Raw genomic sequence first — 19,377 nt, forward strand, 5'->3', positions numbered from 1 at the left:
AGGCGCTCCCCGGTGGGGCGTGCGTGCGGAAAACGGGTATAGGGCGCGTCGTGGAACCGGAGGGCACATGAGAGTACTGATCACCGGCGGCACCGGCTTCGTCGGCGCGTGGACCGCAAAGGCGGCACAGGATGCCGGCCATCGCGTGCGTTTCCTGGTGCGCAACGCCGGCAGACTCGCCACCAGCGCGGGCAAGATCGGCGTCGACATCGAGGACCACGTGCTCGGCGACATCGCGGACGGCGAGAGCACGGCCGCGGCCCTCGAGGGATGCGACGCGGTGATCCACTGCGCGGCAATGGTCTCGACCGACCCCAGCCGGGCCGATGAGATGCTGCACACCAACCTGGAGGGGGCGCGCAACATTCTCGGCGGTGCCGCGGCCGCCGGGATCGACCCGATCGTGCACGTCTCGAGCTTCACCGCGCTGTTCCGGCCCGGCCTCGAGGTGCTGCACGCCGACCTGCCAGTGGTCGGGGGCAGTGACGGCTACGGCCGGTCCAAGGCCGCCGTCGAGGCGTACGCTCGCGGCCTGCAAGATGCAGGTGCGCCCGTCAACATCACCTATCCGGGCATGGTGCTGGGGCCGCCGGCCGGCGACCAGTTCGGCGAGGCGGCCGAAGGTGTGGAAGCGTCGGCCAAGATGCACGCGGTGCCCGGCCGCGGTGCCGGTTGGATCGTCATCGACGTACGCGATCTGGCCGACCTGCATGTCGCGCTCCTCGAGCCCGGTCGCGGGCCGCGCCGCTACATGGCCGGCGGTCAGCGGGTGTCGGTCGACCAACTCGCGAAGATGATCGGCCGCGCAACGGACCGCACGCTCGCGGTGGTCCCCGTGCCCGATGTGGCGCTGCGCAGCGCCGGCCGCGTCTTCGACGTCGTGGGCCCGTTTCTGCCGTTCGAGACGCCGATCAACTCCGCGGCCATGCAGTACTACACGCAGATGCCGGCCTCGGACGACGCACCGAGCACCCGCGATTTCGGGTTGCACTGGCGCGATCCGGCCGACACGATCGCCGACACCGCCGCGGGACTGCGTCAGGTCGGCCGGCTCTGAGGGCGGGCGAGCACCCCGCCCAGCACCACATCCGCCAACTTCGCGGCCGCATCATCGACATCGGTCACCTTACGAACACATACGGCGTACCACGCAGCCCCGGCGATGACGTCCATGACCGTGTCGGCGTCGACGCCGGCACGCGCACGCGCAGACCGCGCCAGATGTCCGGCCAGGTTGCGGCGCGCGGCCGCTTCCAGCCGATAGTTGAGCAATCGGCGCATCGCCGGCTCCAGCCGCAGGTCCTGCAGTAGACCCGGAACAGCCTCGCGGACAACCGGATCGGCGTACATGACCAGCGCGCCCCGGCACAGGCGGGTGATCTCCGCCGCGAGGTCGTCCTCCTCGGGTTCTGCGCCGAGATCCGGGAACGCCGCCTCGTGGATGAGGTGCGCCTTCGTGCGCCAGCGACGGTAGATGGCCGGTCGGCTCACCTTGGCGGTCGCAGCGATCAAGTCGATCGTCGTCGCCGAGTAACCCCGCGTCACCAACAGGGCACGGGCGGCCTCGAGAACGGACGCATCGATCGCAGGGTCACGGCGCGACCCGTGGTGTCGCCGCGCACTCGACGCCGATCTGTCCACGAAAACCCCGTTCGCCAAGGCCAGTTGTCGATACAGTGTGTCACGACACAGGGGGTTCGATGACGGACACGGAACAACTCGCACGCACCGGCGAGGACGGACTCCACCTCTACACCTGTCCATTGTGTGAAGCGATGTGCGGCTTGCGGATCCATGTCCAGCAGGGGCGTGTGAGTGACATTCGCCCCAACCCCGACGATGTGTGGAGCCGCGGCCACATCTGCCCGAAAGGTGCGTCGCTGGGTGCGGTGCACGACGATCCCGACAGGGTCCGGGCGCCGATGATCAAGATCGACGGGCAATGGCACGAAGTCGACTGGCGCACCGCGTTCGTCCGCTGCACCGAGCTGCTGGCCCCCATCATCGACAAGCACGGGATCGGAGCCGTCACGGCCTACACCGGCAATCCGCTGGCGCATTCGTTCTCGCTGGCCCGCTACGCCGGCGTCCTGCTCGGCCTTTCGGGAATGCCCCTGACCTATTCGCCCGGCACGGTCGATCAATGGCCGAAGAACCTGTCATCCCATCTGATGTACGGCGGCTGGTGGACCTTCCCGGTGCCTGACATCGAGCGCACCGACCTCCTGGTCGTCATGGGCGCCAACCCTGCTGCCTCACAGGGTTCGCTGCTGGCGGCGCCCGACGTCATGGGACTCATCGCCGACGTCCGCCGACGGGGCACGGTGATCGTCATCGACCCGGTGCGCACCCGAACCGCCCAGCGCGCCGACGAATGGCTGCCCATCACCCCGGGTACCGACGCCGCGCTGCTCCTCGGGGTCGTGCACACGTTGTTCGCCGAGGATCTGGTGACACTCGGTGCGCTCGAACCCCATGTCGTCGGGGTGGATTCGCTGCGCGACATCGCCGCTGACTGGTCCCCCGAGCGGGTCTCCGCGGTGACCGGAATCAGCGCCGACCGTATCCGCGAGCTCGCCCGCCAGCTCGGCACCACACCCCGCGCGGTGGTCTACGGCCGCATCGGAACCTGCAACCAGGAGTTCGGCAGCCTGGCGAGCTGGCTCGTCGACGTCGTCAACATCCTCACCGGGCATTTCGACACCCCGGGTGGGGCCATGTTCCCCACCGCGGCGGCCTGGTCGGTGACGGTGCAACCCATCCCCGGCCTCGAGGACGGGGCCGCCGACTTCGGCCGCTTCCACACGCGGGTGCGCGGCGCCAAGGAGGTGCTGGGTCAAGTCCCGGTGTCGTGTCTCGCCGAGGAGATCGCCACACCGGGCGACGGCCAGATCAAGGCGTTGATCACCGTCGCCGGAAACCCCGTCCTGTCCACCCCCGCGGGCGATCGCCTCGACGACGCGCTGCCACTGCTCGATGCGATGATCTCGATCGACTTGTGGCTCAACGAGACAATCCGTCACGCCGATGTGATCCTGCCCGGCCCCTCCCCCCTGGAGCAGCCCCACCACGACGATCTCATCCTGCACTTCGCCATCAACAGCGTCGCCAACTACTCCCCACCCGTGTTCGCCAAACCGGATCCCGGGGCCCCTGACGAGTGGGAGATCCTGATCCGTCTGACCGGCTTGTGCACCGGCACACCGGCCGAGGACGTCGACGTCAGCGCGATCGACGACGGCTTCTTCGACTACTTGTGCTTCACGCAGGGGCTCGACGGCGCAACGGTGCGGGCGCACTATGAGCACGGTGGGCCCGAGCGCATCCTGGACCTCACCCTGCGGACGGGCCCGTTCGGGGACCGGTACGGCGAGAACCCCGGGGGGCTGACTCTGCAGATGCTCAAAGAGCGCCCCGACGGGATCAATTTCGGTCCGATGGTGCCCCGCGTCCCGGACGTTCTCGGAACCGCGGACCGTACGATCCGGCTGGCACCGCCCTACCTGACCGATGACCTGCCGCGGCTCGCGCGGCGCCTGGACCGCGCGCCCGACGACCTCGTCCTGGTCAGCCGGCGGCACCTGCGCTCCAACAACTCCTGGCTGCACAACGTCGGACCGCTGATGAAGGGTCGCGACCGCTGCACGCTTCTGATCCACCGCGACGACGCGCAGCGGCGCGGTATCGCCGCCGGCGACCTCGTCACCGTCACATCCGCGGGCGGCAGCATCGACGTGACCGCCGAACTCACCGAGGAGATCAAACCGGGGGTGGTCTCGTTGCCGCACGGCTGGGGCCACGGCAAACCGGGCACCCGGCTGGGCGTGGCCAACGGCTCCCCCGGTGTCAACACCAATGTCCTCTCGCCCGTGGACTTCCTGGACGAGCCCTCGGGCAACGGCGCCCTCAACGGCATTCCCGTCGAGGTCAGGCGGGCGCGCTGACCAGGCGCAGCCGTAGAGCCGCCGCCGTGCCCGGTCCGACCACTCCGTCCACCGCCAAACCTGGTGTGCGGCGCTGGAATTCCTCCACCGCCGCTTGGGTCACTGTTCCGAAGACACCGTCGACGTCGAGGTTCCCCGCGTAGCCGGCATATGCCGCTTTCAGACGGCGCTGGAGTTCAGCGACCTGAGGGCCGCGAGACCCCCGTTCGAGCAGGACGTCTGCATACTCGTCGACGGGCAGCGGCAGGACGCGTTGGTGGGCGGCGACATCGCGACGCAGTATGGCCATGTCGATCGCCCCCGGATCCCACTTGCCCTGAGCGCGCCCTGCGTACTCCTTGTGCCCGATGACCCGGTCGGCGGATCGACCGAGTCGCCGGCAGATGGCGGCGCAGCTACGCACCAGAGCCAGGTACTGGGCGTCGGGCCAGTGCATGCGATGGGGCGCCGACGGGCTCGTGCCGCTGTTGGCGCACTCGATGCCGATCATGTGCCGGTTGGCGCCGTTGACCGGCAACCAGGGGTAGGAGCCCGCGCCGGCGTGCCAGGAGACGCCCGCCGCCACCACGGTCACGGTGCCGCTACGCGCGATGTGCAGCGCGGACAGTGGCCCGGGCAGCTCGGGCCCGCCCCGTGCGATGGATTCGGCGGTGGCACTGTCTGATCCCGTGTGGTGCACCATCACCCCGCGGATATCGGCGAAATCGCCGTGGCCACGGCCGCGCCAGCCGGGCAACTCCTGCACATCGAGGCCCTCGACGCGCAACACATCGGCCAGCCAGAGCGGATCACCGCTGGTCACCGCGACCATGGCAGCACCTCCCGTCGTCGACTGCGGCCCTCATGCAACCAGACGGCCAGGTTTGACAGACGAGGGCGCGGGTAGTTCGACCCGGTGACGACAGAACCCGAGGACATCGAGAGCGCGCCGGTCGTCGCGCGTGACACCTCAGCATCGCGCCACGATGTCTGGGCCGTGATCGCCGACGGCTGGACGTATTCGCAATGGGTGGTGGGCAACAGCCGGATGCGCGCCGTCGACCCGTCGTGGCCCGCGGTCGGCAGCACGATCCACCACTCGATCGGGATCTGGCCGCTGGTGCTCAACGACAGCACGGTCGTCGAATCCTGCGATCCGGAGCGGGAACTCGTTCTGATCGCCAACGGCAGGCCGTTCGGCAAGGCGCGGATCACCCTGCGACTCGTCGATCTCGATGGCAGCGGCTGCCGCATCGAGATGGCCGAGGTGCCCGTGTCACCGCCGCTGAGCTGGCTGCCCAAGCAGGTGGCCCTCGCCGCGGCGTTCCCCCGCAACCGGGAGACCACATGGCGTCTCGCCGCGATGGCCGAGCGTCGCGGCCGCGATGAGCGCTGAACTGTCCCGCTCGGAGACCGCCGACGCCGTCGTCATCGGCTCGGGCCACAACGGGATGGTCGCCGCCGCCCTGCTGGCCGATGCGGGCTGGGACGTCGTGGTGTTGGAGGCGCAGGACCAGCCGGGTGGCGCCGTCAAGAGCGCCGAGCTGACGCCGGGTTACATCAGCGATCTGTACAGCGCGTTCTACCCGCTGTCGGTCGCCTCGCCGGCGCTGGCCGACCTCGCCCTGGAAGACCATGGTCTGCGCTGGAGTCACGCACCGGCCGTCGTCGGCCATCCCCGCAGCGCAGACGACGACGACGCACCGGTCCTCCATCGCGACATCGCCCGCACCGCAGCAGAATTCGAGCGCTTCCACCCCGGCGACGGAGACCGCTGGATCACCGCCTTCGAGCAGTATCAGCACATCAAACGTCCGCTACTGGAGACTCTGTTCGCGCCGTTCCCGCCCGTTCGCGGACCTGCGGGGCTGCTGCGGCGGCTCGGCACCGCCGACGCGCTTCGGTTACTGCACCTGTTGCTGTTACCCGCAGGCGAGATGGCGCGCCAGCTGTTCGAAGGCGAGGCGGCCCAGCTGTTGTTGCTGGGCAACGCGATGCACGCCGACGTGCCCGTCGATGCCCCGGCCAGCGGCGTGATGGGATACCTGCTGCTGATGCTGGCTCAGGACGGGGGCTTCCCCGTTCCGGTCGGCGGTGCGGGTCAGCTGACCGAGGCACTGGTGCGGCGAGCCGAGTCAGCCGGAGCGCGCGTGTACTGCGGGCGCGAGGTCGACAGCATCGACGTGCGCGGACATCGCGCGACCGCGGCGAACCTTATCGACGGTGGTTTCATCCGCTGCCGTCGCGCCGTCATCGCGAACACCTCGGCGCCACAGCTCTATCGACGCCTGCTTCCGCGCGACGTCCTTCCGGAGGGGCCGCAACAGCACCTGGACCGCTTCGTGTGGGACACCCCGGTCCTGAAGGTGAACTACGCTCTGGACGCCCCCATCCCGTGGCGCTCACCCAACCTCGCCGGGGCGGGCACGGTGCACCTGGGCGCCGACCACGACGGTCTGATCCGCTGGATGGCGGATCTGAACACCTCGACAGTGCCGACTCAGCCGTTCATGCTGTTCGGCCAGATGACGACGGCGGACCCCACACGCTCCCCCGCCGGTACCGAGAGCGCGTGGGCCTACACCCACCTGCCGCGCGGGCGCAGCGACGATCACAGCGCCGACCAGCTGGCCGAGGCCGTCGACGCCGTCCTGGAACGGCACGCGCCCGGCTTCACAAGCCATGTCGTCGGCAAGACCGTGCAGCGGCCCTCGGACCTCGAACACAGCGACCAGAACCTCCATGCCGGCGCGGTCAACGGTGGGACGTCACAGTTGTTCCAACAGTTGATTTTTCGGCCGATGCCCGGCCAGGGTGGACCGACCACACCGCTGGACAACGTCTTTCTCGGCAGCGCCGGCGCCCCGCCCGGCGGAGGGGTCCACGGCATCTGCGGTCGCAACGCCGCTCGGGCGGCGTTGCGGGCTGACGGGGCGACGGGCTGGCCTCGGCGGCGGCTCAACAGGGCAGTGAACCGGCTCCTTCTCGGCTGAACCCCGCCCGCCAGTGAGAAGCCATGGCGGTGGATTCGCCGATTCCACGGCCTGGAACTCTATTCCGGTGGGATCAGGTCCGGCCGCGCTTCGGCGTCTGGTTGGCCACGCCGTGGCGTAGCGGGGTGCCGGGCTCAGCGGCGGTCGACAGCTGGACCGACGAGCCACCTTCCGTGGCATCGATGCCCGGCGCGTTGCCCGGGTCGCCCGACGATGGTTGAGCACCTGCGTCGAGTTCTCGCATTCGGGCCTCGAGAATCTCGAGCACCGGAACCCGGGCGGCATGGCCCGCTTCGTGCGTGAGCAGCACTTCCAATGCGTCTTTGTCCAAGGCGCGAATGCGATGTCGGACGTCGCCGAGCGCCATCTGATCGAAATCCGGAAACGGCAGGTCTGTCATCGGCTCATCCCTACTCGACTACCGGGAACAGCGCGTCGCCGTCCTCTGGGGCACCGTCGATCTGCCCTTCGTGGTCGCCGGGCTCAGGAGGCGCAGCGTCGCTCCCGAGCAATGCCTCGTCACCGCCGGCACCGTCTGCTGCATCGCGCGGATCGACGTCGGATTCTGTGACATCGGGAACTTCCTCGGCCAATCTGTCGTCGAGGCTCTCGCCTTGACGTTGCTCCTCGGCCGACATCCCGTACTTGTCGACGCCGCTCCAGCCCTCGGGCGGATCGACGACCTCGTCGCCGTCGTCGTTGTGCACGTCGTCGGAATCAGTGCCCTCCATCGGACTGAGCAGATCATCACTGCCGCCCAGGTCGTTGGCTGTGGTCTCCGTGGCGTCGTCAGTGCTCACCACTGATCTCCTCTCGCTGTCGTGTCCCCCAGCCATAGCCGGGAAGCGGACTCTCGAAACCGGTTGGGCCTCAGGGCGGCAGGACGCATGTCAGCGCTAGGTCTTGTCCGGGTCGATGGCGTCCTTGAGCTTTCCCATGACGCCTTTCTCGGTACCGAAGGCGGGCGTGCGCGGTTCGCCCATCGCGCCGTCGTACGTGCAGTACAACTTCGGGTCCGGCGGCGGCCCCGACTGCAGGTCACCGAGTGGTTGAGGATCGGCGAGGAACTTGCCGGTGTGACGGCCGTCGGGCAGCGGCCCGTGCGCCCACCGGCCCTTGTCGGCGTCGGCACCGTCAGAGAGGTGCCACAGCGTGGAGGCGTGCTCGTCGAACTCCTCGTCGAACAGGTCGTTGGGTGCCACGACGCCCTCCAAACCGTCGGCCTGCAGCTCCTCGATCGCGGACAGCCACATGTTCTGGTGATAGGTGTCGCGCGCCAGATTGAACTTCAACATGGCCTTCACACCGGGATCGTCGGTCATGTGCCACAGTCGTGCGGTCTGCACTCGGCCCTGCGCCTCGGCAGCGACGTTGGCATAGAAGTCCGCCAGCAGATTCCCTGACGCCACAATGAATTTCCCGTTCCAGGGTGAGCCCTGGCTGTCCGACAGCGTCGGTGCACCACCCGACATGATGGCCTGCTGGGGGTCCATACCCCCCATCACCGCCGCCACCACCGGATCGCCCAGCGCGTTCTCGGTGGCATCAGTGGCCGGAGCGCCTTCGAGCAGCCGGGCGCACATCGTCGCGATCATCTCGACGTGCCCGATCTCCTCGGTCGCCACGTCCATGATCAGGTCCTTGTACTTGCCTTTCATCCGGCAGTTCCAGCCCTGCATCAGGTACTGCATGGTCACGGTCATCTCGCCGAACGCCCCGCCGAGCAGTTCCTGGAGCTTGCGCGCGTACACGGGATCCGGCTTTTCGGGCTTGACGTCGAATTGCAGGTAATCGGTATGTCGGAACATTGAGTCGACTCCACATCGAAGTTCTGGACGAGATCATCGGCCGGCGAGCGGGCGGCGCTGCGCCGGCGCTACGGACGACATACCCGCGTGGGAAGGGCCAAACCGAAATCCTGCAGTCGATGCCGGACGTTTGCGTGGCAGCCGCTGGGGTAGCGGCTCCGTCGATGACGTCGACCCGAGGTGACACCATGAGAACCGGACTGATGCGTTCCCGGACGCCCGCACCCAGCGTGGCGCCGATGCCGTCCCCGATGATGGCGCTGTTGCGGGCGGTGGCTCGAGACGGCGCGCGCCTCCTGCCCAAAACCACGGGGTGCGGTATCACGCTGATGGCCACCGACGGACGACGGATCACCTCTGCGGGCAGCGATCACGTCGCCGAGCGCCTCACCGCACTCCACGATCAGCACCCGCACAACCCGTGCGCCAGCGCGTGGGCGCACAGGGGCGTGCGGCGGACGCAGAGCTCGGTCACCCGCGCCGCATGGGCGGGCTGGATGACACACGCCCGACAGCAGGGGGTGCGCTCTGTGCTCGCCGCGTCCCTCTGTGTCGGCGACCGCCGACTGGGGACGGTTCTGTTCTATTCGACGACCAATCGCGCCTTCCGCCATGAGCACGACGAGACACTCTCTGCGTTCGCGGACGCGATCGCCATCGGTATCGACCATTGCCAGAACGGGCCGAGTCCGGCCGGCTGACCGTGGTCACGTGTGGCGCGTTGGCTACCGTTTCGGTATGCATCCCTTCCGCCAGGCCGTCGAGGCGCGCGACAGCGCCGCCATCGAGGCGCTGCTCGCCGACGACGTCGTCTTCACCAGCCCGGTTGCGTTCAAGCCCTACACCGGGAAGCCGATCACCGCGGCGATCCTTCGCGCGGTGATGCGCGTGTTCGTCGACTTCCGCTACATCCGCGAGATCGGCGATGCCACCGGCCGGGACCATGCGCTGATCTTCGAGGCGACCGTCGACGGCAAGAAGATCACCGGCTGCGATTTTCTCCACGTCGACGAGAACGGACTCATCGACGATCTGATGGTCATGGTGCGACCGCTTTCGGGAGCCACCGCGCTGGCCGACGCGATGGGCGCACAGTTCGACCGTATCCAGCACGAGGCGACCCAGACGCCCTGATGCTGCCCTCCGACAACCACGTGCACACCCGGTGGTCCTGGGACACCGCCGGCACCTCGACGATGGAGGCCACCTGCCGCCAGGCGGTCGAGCTGGGCCTGCCCGCGGTGGCGTTCACCGAGCACGTGGATTTCACCGAGTGGGGCGACGACGACGACGCTGCCGCCGGGATGGTCGTCGGCGACCGGCCCCGCGTCGCACCGCTGGACATCGACGGCTATCTCGCTGATGTCCAGCGATGCCGCGAGATGTTCCCCGAACTGCGCATCCTGTCGGGAATCGAAGCGGGCGAACCACATTGGTTCTCCGGCAGTGTGGCCGCGGTGCTCGCGGCAGGAACGTTCGACCGGGTGCTGGGAAGTCTGCACGGGATCCCGGTGGCGGGCCGCCTGGAAGGGATCGATGCGCGGCTGTTCGGCCGCCATGACCCGCATGACTTGGTGCAGCGATACTTCGCCGACATGGTCACGTTGATCGAGCGGTCAGACGTGTTCACCGTGCTCGCCCACTGCGACTACCCGCGCCGCTACTGGCCCGCGAACCGGGTCGGCGCCTACCGCGAGAGCGATTTCGAAGAGCAGTACCGGACAGTCTTCCGCGCCCTCGCCGGAACGGGGCGAGCGCTCGAGATCAACACGAAGTCGCCGTTGGCGTCGGTCGACCTCGTGCGGTGGTGGTGGCAGGAGGGCGGGGATGCGGTGTCCTTCGGCAGCGACGCCCACCAGCCGGCCCATGTCGGCCGACGCTTCGCCCACGCGGTCGACATTGTCGAGGCCGCCGGATTCCGGCCCGGACGCGACCCCTTCGACTTCTGGCGGCGCTGATCGCGTCAGGAGCGGATGAACTCCAGCAGGTCGGCGTTGATGACATCGGCGTGGGTGGTCGGCATCCCGTGTGGATATCCCGGATAGGTTTTCAGGGTTCCGTTGGGCAACAGGGCAGCCGACAGCGGTCCCGCGTCGGCGTAGGGCACCACCTGGTCGTCATCGCCGTGCATCACCAACACGGGCAGTTGGATGCGGCGCAGATCGTCGGTGAAGTCCGTCTGGGAGAAGGCGACCACGCCGTCGTAATGGGCTTTGGCGCCGCCCATCATGCCCTGTCGCCACCAGTTCGCGATCACCGCCTCGATCGGTTCGACCCCGTCCCGGTTGAAGCCGTAGAACGGCCCCCCGGGCACAGCGCGGTAGAAGGCCGATCGGTTGGTCGCCACCTGGGTCTGGAAGTCGTCGAACACCGACTTCGGTAGCCCCCCGGGATTGGCGTCGGTCTGGACCATCAACGGCGGCACCGCGGCGATCAAGGCGGCTTTGGCTGCCCGCTGCTCGCCGTGGCGGGCCAGGAATCGCACGACCTCACCGCCACCGGTGGAGTGCCCGACATGTACCGCGTCGCGGAGGTCGAGATGCTCCACCACCGCGGCGAGATCGTCGGCGTAGTGGTCCATGTCGTGACCATCGCCGACCTGAGCGGAGCGGCCGTGCCCGCGCCGATCGTGGGCGATGACCCGGTAGCCGTGGCCGAGGAAGAACATCATCTGGGCGTCCCAGTCGTCGGCCGACAGCGGCCACCCATGGCTGAACACGATCGGTTGACCCGATCCCCAGTCCATGTAGTAGATCTCGACACCGTCGGTGGTGGTGATAGTCGGCACGAGCGGAAAACTACTCCGCATCAGCGCCGCCGACCACCCGAGGCAGAGGTAGGTTGTGCCGGTGACGACCCCATCGCAGACCCCGCTGACGATCATGTTCTGGCCGGAGTCGGCGTACGGACCGACCAATCAGTGCATCGGTCTGGCGTCGATCCTGCGCGACCGCGGGCACCGGATCGTCTTCGCCGCCGAGAGTTCCTGGGCCGGGAAGATCGCACCGTTCGGTTTCGTGGAGGAACTCGTCGACCTCGCCGAGCCCGCGCCGGATGCGGGCGAGGAAGACGCAGGCGCCTTCTGGACCCAGTTCATCGCCGAGACGGCACCGGAGTTCCGCAAACCCACGATCGAGCAGCTGTCGACCTTCATCCAGCCGACCTTTCAAGCGCTGATCGACGGCGCTCGGTACTGCGAGCCGCGGTTGCGCGACATCATCGCCGTGCACCAACCCGACGTCATCGTCGAGGACAACGTGGTCCTGTTCCCGGCGCTGGTGACCGCGGGCGTCCCGTTCGTGCGCATCGTGTCCTGCAGCCCGCTGGAGATCCCGGGCCCCGACGTGCCGCCGCCGTTCTCCGGGTTGCCCAGCGACGATCCGGCGCAATGGAGTTCGTACCGCGCGGAGTACGACCGGACGCTCCGGCCGATGTGGACCGAGTTCGACGCCTGGGTACGGGATCAGGGGGCCGCGGCGCTGCCGGACCTCGAGTTCATGCCGCGCGACAACGCGGCCAACCTGTACGTGTACCCCGCCGAAGCGGACTACCGTGACCGCCGCCCGCTCGGCGACTTCTGGACGCGAATGGACTCCAGCGTCCGCGAGACAGACGAGGCTTACGCACTCCCCGCGCAGGTTGCCGATCGGCCGGACGGCAGCGCACTGATCTACCTGTCGCTGGGCTCTCTCGGCGGAGCCGACGTGGATCTGATGCAGCGGCTGGTCGACGTCCTGGGCACCACCCGGCACCGCTTCATCGTCAGCAAGGGGCCCCAAGCTGACCGGATCACGTTGGCCGACAACATGGTCGGCGAACAGATGCTGCCACAGACCAAGGTCATCCCCCTGGTCGACCTGGTCATCTCGCACGGGGGCAACAACACCGTCACCGAGACATTGCACTTCGGCAAGCCATTGATCATCCTTCCGCTGTTCTGGGATCAGTACGAGAACGCGCAGCGGATCGACGAACTCGGCTGGGGTGTGCGGCTCGACACCTATCACTTCAGCGATGACGAGCTCACCGGCGCGGTCGAACGTCTGCTCGCCGACTCGGCGCTGCGTGAACGCCTGGCCGACCTCGGCGCTGCGATCAGACAGCGCGACGGGCTGCGGATCGGTGCCGATGTCATCGAACGAGTGGGTCGCAGTCACCGGTGACGACACTGCCTGACCCGCTGGACTGGTTGGACCTCTCGGACGGGCATCGACTGGCCATCGTCACGCACGGGTCCACCCGATCAGCCATTCCGGTGGCTGACGGCCGGCGGCGCGCACGTCCCGGCGACGGCACGTCGGCCGCATTGCTGAGAATGCTTGCGTCTCAACCCGGGGAGCGTCGACTCGGGCGCTTTCGGGTGCAGTCGTGGACGGCACGTGCAGTCGACGGCGAGCGACCGATCGACGTCGACCAGACCAACGAGTCGGTGATCGTCGGTGAGGCTGCGGTGGTGAAGTGGGCGGTTCACCTGCAGGACGGACCTCACCCTGCGCCGCGGCGCATCACCGCGCTGCGCGATGCCGGCTTCGCGGGCATCCCCGAACCGTGGGGGCTGATCACCTGGCAGCCGCCCGACGGAGTCGAAACGGTGGCGGCCTACGTCGACGACTACCTGCCGGGTGCCGTCGACGGGTGGACCTGGGCGGTGGAGATGATGACCGCTGCCGCGCTCGCCGCCGACGCGGGGGAAACCGCCGAGACGGCCCAAGAACTCGGCGTGCTCGTCGCCGACATGCATGCCGCGCTGGCGTCCACCGCGTCGACCGCCACCGCCGCCGATGCGCGCCGATGGCACGCCGCGGCGCTCGCCACACTCGAAACAGCCTGCGCGCTGGCAGAATCCGATAGCGCGCTCGTGCTGCGGACACGTCGCGCAGAGGTGGCCGCTGAGCTCGCGGTCCTCTCCTCGCTGGCGGGCACGGCGGTGCTCGACGGGCACGGCGATCTGCACGTCGGGCAGGTGCTGCGCAGTGGGGAGAAGCTGTTCGTCACCGATTTCGACGGCAACCCCGTGCTGAGCGCCGCGGAGCGGGCGTGTCCCATCCCCGCGGTCGTCGACGTCGCCGGGATGGTGCAGTCGCTGGCGCACGTGGCGATCGTCGCCCATCGGTACACCGAGCTGGACCCTGCAGTGCTTCACGCAGTGGAATCGACGACGCGTCAGGTCTTTCTCGAGTCCTACACGACGCGGCTGGGGGCCACCGGGCACCGACATCTCTTCGACCCACGTCCTCTTCGCGCGCTACGTCTGATCCAAGTGCTGCGCGAGATGATCTACGCCGCGAAGCATCTGCCGCGGTGGATGTACGTGCCCGACGCCGCGCTGCCGGCCCTACTCGACGACGAGGTGCGACGGTGAAGCCCGATGCGTTCGTATCCGATCTGCAGCGCAAGCCGGAGGTGCTGGCGCGTCTGGCCCTGATGCTGTCCGAGGCGAACCCGTGGGCGGCGCTCGTGCCCGCCGACACCGAACGGGTCGTGCTGCTCGGTATGGGCTCATCGGCGTATGCGGGCGCGGTCGCCGCCGCACGGCTGCGGTCCCGCGGCGTGCTGGCCGCCGCCGAACTCGCCTCGTCGGCGCTGATGCCGGACTGGGGCCCGCGGACGCTGGTCGTCGCGACGTCGGCCAGCGGTGGTTCCGCCGAAACGCTGGATGCGTTGACGCGTCTCCGCGGCGGTGCGGTCACCGTCGCCCTGACCAACACGGCCGGGTCCCCGCTGACCGAGCGGTGCGATGCGGTCGTCACGCTCGAGGCCGACGTCGAGCACGGCGGCGTCGCCTGCCGCAGCTATCAGCACACGCTGGCGTTGCTGCTGGCTCTCGAATGTCACCTGCTCGGCACCGACACCGCAGCGCTCGCGGCATCCATCGACAGCGCCGCCGCAGCGACAGCACACCTGCTCGACAGCGAAAACGACTGGCTCCCCGAGGCTTCGGAGCTGCTACTGGGACCATCGGGCACCTACCTCGCCGCGCCCGCTCACCGCTTCTGTTCTGCCCAGCAGGGTGCGCTGATGGTGCGCGAGGGACCGCGCCTGACCGCCGCGGCGTGCGAGACAGGCGACTGGAGCCACGTCGATGTCTACCTCACCAAGACCAGCGACTACCGGTTGCTCGTGTTCGCCGGCTCCCCGTGGGAAGCGCAACTCGCCGAATGGACCACCGCGCGGGGCAGCACCGTCGTCGGGGTCGGCGGTGACGTTCCCGGGGCGCGATACGTGCTGCGCTATCCGGGGGATGGCGATGACGACGTCGCTCTGCTGACCGAGGTCCTGGTACCGGAGCTGATCGCTGCCCGGAAGTGGCAGCTCGTCACCGGAGAGAGCGCCGGCTGAGGAGCGCGGCGGCCTCCTGCTGGTAGGCGTGCTCGGCCCACTGCTGCGGCGTGGTCCCGAAGCGGCCGTCGACCGCCGACGGGTCAGCGCCGGCAGCGAGGAGGCGGTCGATCAGTGGGAGGTCGCCCGCCCAGGCGGCGTGATGCAGCGGCGTGGCCCCGGCGTCGTCGCGGCTGTTCGGGTCGTCGGGGAAGACGGGCGCCGTGACGTGCACGCCGGACACGTCGATGCCGTGCCGGCCCAGGAGAGCGAGCCGCTCGATGAAACCGTGCTCGGCCGCCCACTCCATCTGCTGTTGCCACATCTGCTCACGCGTCGGCATGGCCACCCCGAGACGGCGCTCCCAGGGACTCGCACCGGCCGTGGCCAGGCCGTGATCGAACAGCACCTCCAGGTGGGAGTCGTCGGACCGGAACATCCTGTTGTACAACGCCTGGTGATCGGCAGGGTGAGCGCCGCGGTCCAGCAGCAGCGTGGCGAGCTCGGTGGCGTAGCGGTGGCGTGGCTGCCGCCTCGGGCCCTGCTCCCCTTCCCCGAAGACACCGGTGAGCGCCGTGAACGGCGGCGCCATCCCCCGCCACAGGTAACCGGCGTTCGGGTCCGCCCCCGCATCCAGCAACAGTGTTGCGGCAGTGAGGGTTTCGTCGGCGGTCCGATCCACGGGCACCCGCGAATAGCACAGGTACATCAGCGGCGTCCAGCGCAACGGGCCTCCGGACCGCCGGGCCGCGACGGCGTCGGCGCGCAGGTGACGCGAAAGGGCGTCCACGTCGGCGGCGGCTGCCGCGGCCCACACGTGGTCGTCCGGCAGGGCAGGCACGGCCGCGAGGAGGTCCGCTGCCTGTGCCCACCGCGGCGGAGCGTCGTCTCCGGTGTACACCAGCACCGCGAGGGCGCTGAACCTGTCGGCCGTACCGAGCGCGGCGTCGTCGATGCCGCTCGGATCGACACCGAGGGTGCGTGCCGCCTCGAGGTAATGCACGAGATCCGGCCACCCCGGGAATCCGTACCGGCGGGCGAGCGCCAGCTGCGCGTCGTGGAGGGCACAGCCGCCGGGACGCAGCAGCGCCACGCCTGGCCGGGGATGGTGACCACGGAGGAACGCCTCGGCGTCCGCGTCACCGGCGCGGGCGCGCCGTTGCAGATCGCGGGCGTCGGAACGCAATCGCGGCAACGACGGATTGTCGGGCAGTGCGCTGGCCGTGGCAGCCTCCTCTCGAGAGGCCCGGCGTCCGCGAGGTCGGGCACGAGAAGAGGTGGGGCCGATCAGTCGTATCGCAGGGAGGCTGAGCCTCTTCGAGCGGACGTCGGGCGGTCCTGCGCGCCCAGCGGTCAGCATACCGGCCGACGCCCACCGGGCGAGCACCACTCGACGAACATAGGTTAGCCTCACTTATGTGTCGCACTCCTACGCCTCTGTCGTCGACACCCGCACACTGACCAGCCGGCTGCGGCGCATCGTGCTGCACGTCGACGATCCGGACGCTCTCGCGGTCCGGCCCGGCGCCGACTCCGCCGTCGGGGTCTACTTCTCCCCGCGGGACCACCCGGACGGCGACGGGCGCAACTACTCCGTGAGACACCAGCAGGGTGCGCTGCTCACGCTCGACATCGCACTGCACCGCGACGGCCCCGGGTCGTCCTGGGCGACGACCGCCACGCCGGGGCACCGGGTGATTCTCGACCACGCCCGGGCGTGGTACCGCCCGCCCGCGGACGCCCGGTGGCAGCTGGTAGTGACCGACCTCTCGGGGCTGCCGGCGGCGGCTCGCATCGTCGAGGAACTGCCCAGCGCCACACCGGCCATCGTCATCGCCGAGATACCGACGATCGGCGATCTCGACTACTTGCCCAGACGTGACACTGTCACCGTCTCACCGCTCGTCGGCACCGGAAACGGCCTGGGACCGAGTGCGTTGGCCGACGCCGTGCGCGCTCTGTCCTTGCCGCCCGGCCGCGGGTACTGCTGGTTCGCCGGCGAAGCCGCCGAATCCCGCGCGGTGCGCAAGCACCTGCGCTCGCTGGGGTGGCAGCGCGACGACTACGACATCACCGGCTACTGGCGGGTGGACTCCGAGCGCTGGGATGCCCGGTTCGAGGAGGCCGGCGACGAAGCGTTGATCGTCTACGAGCGCGCTCTGGCCGCCGGAAAGGACGAAAAGGTCGCCTTCGAGGAGTTCGACGAGGTCTGCGAACGGATCGGGCTCTAGCCGCGTGGTCGTCGCTGCCCCGGTGCGCACCGCGCCTTCGTCGCGTCCCCACCGGATCTCGGTGCGCAGGAACACCGCCGGACTCGCGGTCGCGGGCGCGCTGCTCGCCGTGCTGTGCGTGCTGAGCCTCGCCGTCGGGACCCAGCACGTCCCGCTGAGCACGGTGTGGCAGGCGCTGGCCGGCGAGTCGACGACCGGTGACGAGTGGATCGTGCGTGACCTGCGCATCCCGCGCACCGTCCTGGCCGTGTTGGTCGGTATCGCGCTCGGGCTGTCCGGCACCCTGATCCAGGGGGTGGGCCGGAACCCGTTGGGCGACACCGAGGTAATGGGGATCAACGCCGGTGCGGGGCTGTTCATCGTCACAGCGATCGCGCTGCTCGGACTTCAGGGCATCTGGACCTACATCTGGTTCGGGTTCGCCGGCGCCCTGTTCGCGATGCTGCTCGTGTACCTGATCGGTATGGCCGGCCGCGCCGCGGCCACCCCGGTGCGCGTGCTGCTCGCCGGTGTCGCGATCGGCGCGGTGATGGACGGCCTCGGGTTCGCGGTACGGCTGCGCTACCCGCGGGCGTTCGACAACATGCGGTTCTGGGACGCCGGCGCGCTCGATGGCCGCCCCCTCGACGTCGCCCTGGCGATCAGCCCGTTCATCGCACTCGGCGCGATCCTCAGCCTGGTCGTCGCCCGCTCGCTGAACATCACCGCCATCGGCGACGATCTGGCGACGAGCCTGGGGGGCAACGTCGTTCGGACCCAGGCGCTCAGCCTGGTGGCAGTGACACTACTGGCCGGAGCCGCCACCGCCGGGGCGGGACCGATCGGCTTCGTGGGCCTGATGGTCCCGCACGCGGTCCGCCGGTTCACGGGGCCCGACTGGCGGTGGATCCTCGCGTACTCCGTCGTCGTCGCGCCGGCGGTGCTGCTGGCCGCCGACATCGTCGGCCGTGTCGTGATCGCGCCGTCGGAACTCCCCGCGGGCATCGTCACGGCGTTCGTCGGTGCGCCCGTGCTCATCTGGTTGATCCGCAAGCGCGGGGCCGACCGGTCATGACGACCGCGACGCGCCCGGCCGGCCGGCGCCACCACACGCTCGCCATCGGTGGCGTCGCGGTCCGCGCGTCCCGACGCGCCGTCATCACGGTGACGCTTCTGCTCGCCGGGGTCGTGCTGATCGCGGTCCTCGCCGTGGGCCTCGGCAAGTACCACGTCGCTCCACTGGACGTGCTGTCGGTGCTCGCCGGCACCAACACGTCGTTCGACCGAGTGGTGGTGTTGGAGTGGCGGCTCCCGCGCATGCTGATGGCCCTGCTGGTCGGGGCGGCGCTCGGCCTCTCGGGGGCCATCTTTCAAGCGATCACCGGAAACCCCTTGGGCAGTCCGGAGATCGTCGGCGTCAACTTCGGCGCCTACACCGGTGCCCTCACCGTACTGGCCACCGTCGGAAGTGGCTACTACGGCGTCGCGGCAGGCGCCCTCGTCGGTGGACTGGTGACCGCGGTGCTGGTCTACGCGCTGTCGTTCCAGCGCGGGCTGGCAGGTTACCGGCTGATCGTGGTCGGCATCGCGATCGGGGCGGTGCTCAACTCCGTGAACCAGTGGATAGTAATCAAACTCGACCACCACACTGCGGTCACGGCAGCCGTGTGGCAGCAGGGCACATTGAGCGGTCTGAGCTGGGCGCAGGTGGTTCCGATGAGTGTCTGTGTGGCGCTGCTGGTGTCGGCTCTGCTCGCCCTGGGTCCCCAATTGCCGGTCCTGCAGCTCGGCGACGACGCCGCGGGTGCGTTGGGATTGCGGCCCGACCGCGCGCGAGTCTGCTATCTCGTGGTCGGCGTGGGGCTCGTGGCCGTCGCGTGCGCGGCCGCCGGCCCGATCACCTTCGTCGCGCTCGCCGCACCCCAGTTGGCCCGGCGACTGACCGCGAGCCCCGGCGTGGCGCTCGTCCCCGCGGCGGCCATGGGCGCTGCGCTACTCCTCGTCAGCGACGTCATCGCCCAACAGCTGTTCTCCGACAACGAGTTGCCCGTCGGCGTCGTCACCGTGTCGCTGGGCGGCTGCTACCTCATCTACCTCCTCGTCACCCAGGCACGGAAGCGGTGAA

20 protein-coding genes are annotated in these 19,377 nt (G+C 69.2%); 13 read left to right on the forward strand and 7 right to left on the reverse strand.

Annotated features, from left to right (window positions below):
* Positions 1-67: 67 nt before the first annotated feature.
* Positions 68-1,057 carry an NAD-dependent epimerase/dehydratase family protein gene (locus MHN84_RS26860; protein WP_241207524.1) on the forward strand — a complete coding sequence of 330 codons (990 nt, stop codon included), beginning with the start codon at positions 68-70 and terminating at the stop codon, positions 1,055-1,057.
* Here MHN84_RS26860 and MHN84_RS26865 read toward each other — a convergent pair.
* Positions 1,039-1,641, reverse strand: coding sequence for a TetR/AcrR family transcriptional regulator (locus tag MHN84_RS26865; protein ID WP_241207525.1), 603 nt, complete (start codon positions 1,639-1,641; stop codon positions 1,039-1,041). The genes MHN84_RS26860 and MHN84_RS26865 overlap by 19 nt on opposite strands.
* 59 nt (positions 1,642-1,700) lie before the next feature.
* Here MHN84_RS26865 and MHN84_RS26870 point away from each other — a divergent pair, with 59 nt between their 5' ends.
* Positions 1,701-3,944 carry a molybdopterin-dependent oxidoreductase gene (locus tag MHN84_RS26870; RefSeq protein WP_241207526.1) on the forward strand — a complete coding sequence of 748 codons (2,244 nt, stop codon included), beginning with the start codon at positions 1,701-1,703 and terminating at the stop codon, positions 3,942-3,944.
* Here MHN84_RS26870 and MHN84_RS26875 read toward each other — a convergent pair.
* Positions 3,928-4,755, reverse strand: coding sequence for an N-acetylmuramoyl-L-alanine amidase (locus tag MHN84_RS26875; RefSeq protein ID WP_241207527.1), 828 nt, complete (start codon positions 4,753-4,755; stop codon positions 3,928-3,930). The genes MHN84_RS26870 and MHN84_RS26875 overlap by 17 nt on opposite strands.
* Before the next feature lie 84 nt (positions 4,756-4,839).
* Between MHN84_RS26875 and MHN84_RS26880 the strand changes: the two genes are divergently transcribed.
* Together MHN84_RS26880 and MHN84_RS26885 are read left to right on the forward strand one after the other, a co-directional pair.
* Positions 4,840-5,319, forward strand: a complete 480-nt coding sequence (locus tag MHN84_RS26880) for an SRPBCC family protein (protein ID WP_241207528.1) — start codon at positions 4,840-4,842, stop codon at positions 5,317-5,319.
* Positions 5,309-6,916, forward strand: a complete 1,608-nt coding sequence (locus MHN84_RS26885; protein WP_241207529.1) for an NAD(P)/FAD-dependent oxidoreductase — start codon at positions 5,309-5,311, stop codon at positions 6,914-6,916. Before MHN84_RS26880 ends, MHN84_RS26885 begins: the two co-directional genes overlap by 11 nt.
* Before the next feature lie 73 nt (positions 6,917-6,989).
* On the opposite strand, the gene MHN84_RS26890 is transcribed toward MHN84_RS26885, so the two are convergent.
* From MHN84_RS26890 to MHN84_RS26900, 3 genes are all read right to left on the reverse strand, one after another.
* Entirely contained in the window at positions 6,990-7,316 is a 327-nt protein-coding gene (locus MHN84_RS26890) for a hypothetical protein (protein ID WP_241207530.1), read from the reverse strand.
* A gap of 10 nt (positions 7,317-7,326) precedes the next feature.
* On the reverse strand, positions 7,327-7,647 hold the full coding sequence (locus MHN84_RS26895) for a hypothetical protein (RefSeq protein WP_241207551.1): 321 nt from the start codon (positions 7,645-7,647) through the stop codon (positions 7,327-7,329).
* Positions 7,648-7,812: 165 nt separating this feature from the next.
* On the reverse strand, positions 7,813-8,724 hold the full coding sequence (locus tag MHN84_RS26900; RefSeq protein WP_241207531.1) for a manganese catalase family protein: 912 nt from the start codon (positions 8,722-8,724) through the stop codon (positions 7,813-7,815).
* 188 nt (positions 8,725-8,912) lie between these two features.
* On the opposite strand from MHN84_RS26900, the gene MHN84_RS26905 reads away from it, so the two are divergent.
* The 3 genes from MHN84_RS26905 to MHN84_RS26915 are packed head-to-tail and all read left to right on the forward strand — an operon-like array spanning position 8,913 to position 10,682.
* Positions 8,913-9,425: a GAF domain-containing protein gene (locus MHN84_RS26905; RefSeq protein ID WP_241207532.1), complete on the forward strand. Its 513-nt coding sequence runs from the start codon at positions 8,913-8,915 to the stop codon at positions 9,423-9,425.
* Between the two features lie 37 nt (positions 9,426-9,462).
* Positions 9,463-9,858 (forward strand): nuclear transport factor 2 family protein, encoded by a 396-nt coding sequence (locus MHN84_RS26910; protein WP_241207533.1) that lies wholly within the window; start codon positions 9,463-9,465, stop codon positions 9,856-9,858.
* Positions 9,858-10,682 (forward strand): PHP domain-containing protein, encoded by an 825-nt coding sequence (locus tag MHN84_RS26915; RefSeq protein ID WP_241207534.1) that lies wholly within the window; start codon positions 9,858-9,860, stop codon positions 10,680-10,682. The genes MHN84_RS26910 and MHN84_RS26915 overlap by 1 nt, the downstream gene beginning before the upstream one ends.
* Positions 10,683-10,687: 5 nt before the next feature.
* On the opposite strand, the gene MHN84_RS26920 is transcribed toward MHN84_RS26915, so the two are convergent.
* A complete protein-coding gene (locus MHN84_RS26920; protein WP_241207535.1) occupies positions 10,688-11,512 on the reverse strand; it encodes an alpha/beta fold hydrolase in 825 nt (274 codons plus the stop codon).
* A 61-nt stretch (positions 11,513-11,573) separates the two neighbouring features.
* On the opposite strand from MHN84_RS26920, the gene MHN84_RS26925 reads away from it, so the two are divergent.
* From MHN84_RS26925 to MHN84_RS26935, 3 genes are read left to right on the forward strand one after another with little or no spacing between them, the layout of a single operon-like run.
* Positions 11,574-12,887 (forward strand): glycosyltransferase, encoded by a 1,314-nt coding sequence (locus tag MHN84_RS26925; protein WP_241207536.1) that lies wholly within the window; start codon positions 11,574-11,576, stop codon positions 12,885-12,887.
* Positions 12,884-14,086 carry a glucosamine kinase gene (locus tag MHN84_RS26930; protein WP_241207537.1) on the forward strand — a complete coding sequence of 401 codons (1,203 nt, stop codon included), beginning with the start codon at positions 12,884-12,886 and terminating at the stop codon, positions 14,084-14,086. Before MHN84_RS26925 ends, MHN84_RS26930 begins: the two co-directional genes overlap by 4 nt.
* Positions 14,083-15,063, forward strand: a complete 981-nt coding sequence (locus MHN84_RS26935; protein WP_241207538.1) for an SIS domain-containing protein — start codon at positions 14,083-14,085, stop codon at positions 15,061-15,063. Before MHN84_RS26930 ends, MHN84_RS26935 begins: the two co-directional genes overlap by 4 nt.
* On the opposite strand, the gene MHN84_RS26940 is transcribed toward MHN84_RS26935, so the two are convergent.
* On the reverse strand, positions 15,041-16,237 hold the full coding sequence (locus MHN84_RS26940; protein ID WP_241207539.1) for an ankyrin repeat domain-containing protein: 1,197 nt from the start codon (positions 16,235-16,237) through the stop codon (positions 15,041-15,043). The two genes, MHN84_RS26935 and MHN84_RS26940, sit on opposite strands and share 23 nt — an antisense overlap.
* 223 nt (positions 16,238-16,460) lie before the next feature.
* Here MHN84_RS26940 and MHN84_RS26945 point away from each other — a divergent pair, with 223 nt between their 5' ends.
* From MHN84_RS26945 to MHN84_RS26955, 3 genes are read left to right on the forward strand one after another with little or no spacing between them, the layout of a single operon-like run.
* A complete protein-coding gene (locus tag MHN84_RS26945; protein ID WP_241207540.1) occupies positions 16,461-17,273 on the forward strand; it encodes a siderophore-interacting protein in 813 nt (270 codons plus the stop codon).
* 22 nt (positions 17,274-17,295) lie between these two features.
* Complete coding sequence (locus MHN84_RS26950; protein ID WP_374238435.1) at positions 17,296-18,327, forward strand: FecCD family ABC transporter permease; 1,032 nt, start codon at positions 17,296-17,298, stop codon at positions 18,325-18,327.
* Positions 18,324-19,376 (forward strand): iron chelate uptake ABC transporter family permease subunit, encoded by a 1,053-nt coding sequence (locus MHN84_RS26955; protein WP_241207542.1) that lies wholly within the window; start codon positions 18,324-18,326, stop codon positions 19,374-19,376. Before MHN84_RS26950 ends, MHN84_RS26955 begins: the two co-directional genes overlap by 4 nt.
* The last annotated feature ends 1 nt before the right edge of the window (position 19,377 follow it).

Origin of the sequence: Mycobacterium sp. PSTR-4-N (genome assembly GCF_022348085.1) — a bacterium.
Taxonomy (GTDB): Bacteria; Actinomycetota; Actinomycetes; order Mycobacteriales; family Mycobacteriaceae; genus Mycobacterium.

Coding starts and splice junctions, on each gene's coding strand:
- MHN84_RS26955 (WP_241207542.1), top strand. CDS start 18,324: ATGACGACCGCGACGCGCCCGGCCGGCCGGCGCCACCACACGCTCGCC.
- MHN84_RS26870 (WP_241207526.1), top strand. CDS start 1,701: ATGACGGACACGGAACAACTCGCACGCACCGGCGAGGACGGACTCCAC.
- MHN84_RS26875 (WP_241207527.1), bottom strand. CDS start 4,755: ATGGTCGCGGTGACCAGCGGTGATCCGCTCTGGCTGGCCGATGTGTTG.
- MHN84_RS26895 (WP_241207551.1), bottom strand. CDS start 7,647: ATGGAGGGCACTGATTCCGACGACGTGCACAACGACGACGGCGACGAG.
- MHN84_RS26885 (WP_241207529.1), top strand. CDS start 5,309: ATGAGCGCTGAACTGTCCCGCTCGGAGACCGCCGACGCCGTCGTCATC.
- MHN84_RS26915 (WP_241207534.1), top strand. CDS start 9,858: ATGCTGCCCTCCGACAACCACGTGCACACCCGGTGGTCCTGGGACACC.
- MHN84_RS26905 (WP_241207532.1), top strand. CDS start 8,913: ATGAGAACCGGACTGATGCGTTCCCGGACGCCCGCACCCAGCGTGGCG.
- MHN84_RS26890 (WP_241207530.1), bottom strand. CDS start 7,316: ATGACAGACCTGCCGTTTCCGGATTTCGATCAGATGGCGCTCGGCGAC.
- MHN84_RS26860 (WP_241207524.1), top strand. CDS start 68: ATGAGAGTACTGATCACCGGCGGCACCGGCTTCGTCGGCGCGTGGACC.
- MHN84_RS26900 (WP_241207531.1), bottom strand. CDS start 8,724: ATGTTCCGACATACCGATTACCTGCAATTCGACGTCAAGCCCGAAAAG.
- MHN84_RS26910 (WP_241207533.1), top strand. CDS start 9,463: ATGCATCCCTTCCGCCAGGCCGTCGAGGCGCGCGACAGCGCCGCCATC.